Origin of the sequence: Burkholderia sp. E168m23, from assembly GCF_016586125.1 — a bacterium.
In the GTDB taxonomy this organism is placed as follows: domain Bacteria; phylum Pseudomonadota; class Gammaproteobacteria; order Burkholderiales; family Burkholderiaceae; genus Burkholderia; species Burkholderia orbicola.
The window spans coordinates 1-2,708 of record NZ_BCPP01000953.1; the positions used below are offsets into that span (position 1 = coordinate 1).

The 2,708-nt window shown below is 70.7% G+C and carries 2 protein-coding genes; one reads left to right on the forward strand and one right to left on the reverse strand.

Features of this window, described 5'->3' with window-relative positions:
• On the reverse strand, positions 1 to 1,193 hold a 1,193-nt coding region (locus JMF90_RS32480; RefSeq protein WP_201325965.1), incomplete at its 3' end, for a sigma-54-dependent Fis family transcriptional regulator.
• Positions 1,194 to 1,507: 314 nt separating this feature from the next.
• On the opposite strand from JMF90_RS32480, the gene JMF90_RS32485 reads away from it, so the two are divergent.
• Complete coding sequence (locus tag JMF90_RS32485) at positions 1,508 to 2,524, forward strand: alpha/beta fold hydrolase (RefSeq protein ID WP_011547061.1); 1,017 nt, start codon at positions 1,508 to 1,510, stop codon at positions 2,522 to 2,524.
• Positions 2,525 to 2,708: the final 184 nt, after the last annotated feature.

A 2,708-nucleotide genomic window follows, 5' to 3' on the forward strand; every position in this document is an offset into this window, starting at 1 on the left:
GCACAGTTGACCGCGACGAACGGCGCGTCGCGGCGCGGCGAGTCGTTGTGGATCGCCTGCGCGAGCAGTTCCTTGCCGGTGCCGGTCTCGCCGGTGATCAGGATCGGGATGTCCTTGCCGATCACCTTGCGCACCTTCGCGATCACGCTGGCGACCTGCGCATCGCCGGTGTCGAGATAGTTGAGCCGCGACAGGCCGGCCGACGTGCCCGCCGCCGGCGCGGGCACCGCGTTCGCGCGCGCGGCCGGCGCGCCCGCGTCGTGGACGTCCGTCGGCCGGCTGCCTTCGGCGAGCGTCGCGCGGCGGAAGTGCACGCGCGCGCAGACCACCGCGCCGTTGCCGAGATTGAGCATCAGGTGCCGGTCGGTGCTCGCGCGCATGCGGTCGATCAGCTGGGCGCTGGTGACGTCGAACAGCGACGACAGCGTGTGCGCGCGCAGCGCGGCGAGCGGCATGCCGAGCTGGAACTGCGCGCTGCGATTGGCCGACAGGAAGCGGCCATCGGCGGTGAACGCGACGATCCCCTCCATCAGCGTGCCGAGAAATTCGGGGCGGCCATGGAACGACACCTGCAGCGTTTCCTGAAAGGTCGTCGTAAACAGGTGATTCTCGATCATCTGCACCGACATCTTCGCGAGCGCCATCGTGTGCTGGTGATAGCTGCGGTGGTCGCCCGTCACGTCGAGCACGCCGATCGCGTCGCCGTACGGATCGAGGATCGGCACGCTCGAACAGGTCAGGAAGCGGTTCGCGGCCAGGAAGTGCTGGTCGCCGTGGACGACCATCGGGCACAGCTCGGCCAGCGCCGTGCCGATCGCGTTGGTGCCTTGCCGGTTCTCCGCCCAGTTCGCGCCCGGGCGCAGCGCGACCTTCTCCGCGCGGCGCAGGAAATCGTCGTCGCCGATCGAATGCAGGATCAGCCCTTCCGCATCGGTCAGCACGATCATGCTCTGCGTGTTGACGATCTGCTCGTGCAGCGTCTCCATCACCGGCATCGCGTGTACGCACAGCACCCGGCTCTGCTCGCGCTTGAGCACCAGCGCCGCGTTCGACAGCACGTCGTAGTCGGGCCGCGCCGATACCTGCAGGCCGAACGTCTCCGAGCGCTCATGGGCCTTCTGGATCGACGGCGCGGGCCAGCCGGCGGGATGCGCGGCCCGTGACCCGGCCGCCTGCTCTACGTCATCGCGCATTGTCTCCTCCGGGGGATCCTTCCGGTCAACTGCCGGACTCTTTGCCGTCACTGCAAGCAAGCATCGGGCCACGCTGGCGCCACGCAACGAAACTGAAAGGACGATGTAATGAATCGACCGGGCGCAGCGGCGGCGTGTCGCGTCAGGCGACGGCCTGCCTTCGTGATACCGTGATTTCCCGACGCGTGACTACCCGTGCGAATCCGGATCTTCGCGGCGGGCGCGCTTCTGGCGCGCTTCTCGCTTTGTCGCAGGGCAGGCCCGGCCACCGTCCGGCCGCCGAAAGTTCCCCCTTCCGAACCCTATCGACAGACATGACGCGTCGCCCGACTCGATCCACGCCATCGCTCGCGCCGCGGGCCTTGCCCGATACGCCGGCGTCACCGGCCCCGCCCGTACACAGGCGCCTGCACCGCGACGCGCAATCGATCGCCTTCGCCGTGGCCGGCGCCGCGCAGGGCCATCCGGTCGTCGTGCTGCACGGCGGGCCCGGCAGCGGCAGCCAGGCCGGCATCCTGCGGCTGTTCGACCTCACCCGCGTGCGCGTCGTGCTCGTCGATCAGCGCGGCGCGGGCGCGTCGGGGCCGCGCGGCGGCACGCGCCACAACGACACCGCGCGGCTGATCGCGGATCTGGAGGCGGTGCGCGAGCAGCTCGGCATCGCCCGCTGGGGCGTCGTCGGCGGCTCGTGGGGCGCCGCGCTCGCGCTCGCGTATGCGGGCACGCATCCGGCGCGGGTGACGGGCGTCGTGCTGCGCGGGCTGTTCCTGACGTCGCCACGCGAAGTCCGCGGGCTCTTCATGACTTCCCGCACGCGTGCGCCGCGCGAATGGCGGCGCCTGCATGCAGCGGCCGGCGGCGGCCGGCCGGATCACCTGCTGTCGCGCTGCGCTGCCGGGCTGCGCCCCGGCGCGAACACAGCCCGCCAGCGCGCAGTGGCGCTCGCGTGGCACGCATACGAAAGCGCGATCCTCGCATCGGCACGCACGCGCCGCTCGCCCGTGCATGCGGTCCGTTCGAACCAGACCGTCGGCCGTCTGATCGACAAATACCGGGTCCAGGCGCACTACCTGCAACACGACTGCTGGCTCGGCGAGCGCCGCGTGCTCGCGCTCGCGCGACGGGCCGCACAGGCGCGCGTGCCGCTGTTCGCCGCGCACGGGATGCACGATCCCGTTTGCCCGGTCGGCAACGTCGAACGCCTCGCGCGGGCCGCACCCGAAGCGGAAATCGAACGCGTGCAGGCCGGGCATCTCGCAAGCGACCCGGCATTGGCGCGCAGCGTCGCACGCGCCGTCAATGCGATGTTCGCGACGGTGCCGCTCACGTAACGGCCCCGCACTCGCTCGTGTCATGACGCGACGACACATGCAAGCGCGCCACACACGGCCACGCGCCGCTCAATCCCACGCATAGCGCACGCCGACCCACGCACCGCGCGGCGCGCCCGGCCCGACGAACTGCTCATTCACCGGATGGGCGCCGTCGAACGTATGGTTCGGCCCGTTGAAGAAA